We start from the raw sequence: 206 nt of genomic DNA, 5'->3' as shown, positions 1-206 counted from the left end.
CATTAAGCTAACCAGTACTAATTGCCCGTACGGCTTGTCCCTATAACCTTGCCGGTTATACGCATTTACTCGATGATGAGTTACCCAATTTACTTCTTCCGGATTGCAGTTGCTGGCCACAGCCAGTGACGCGACAAGTCAAAGCCTGATGACCATAGCAAGTCGGTCCCACCCCTTCCCATCCCGAACAGGACCGTGAAACGACT

1 rRNA gene is annotated in these 206 nt (G+C 50.5%); it reads left to right on the top strand.

What is annotated here, in order from left to right:
- Positions 1-144 precede the first annotated feature (144 nt).
- Positions 145-206: ribosomal RNA gene (rrf, locus tag GJ700_RS36465) — 5S ribosomal RNA — on the top strand; the annotation flags it as partial.

Source organism: Pseudoduganella rivuli, from assembly GCF_009674485.1.
In the GTDB taxonomy this organism is placed as follows: Bacteria; Pseudomonadota; Gammaproteobacteria; order Burkholderiales; family Burkholderiaceae_D; genus Rugamonas; species Rugamonas rivuli_B.
This window is presented reverse-complemented; position numbering and strand designations above follow the sequence as displayed.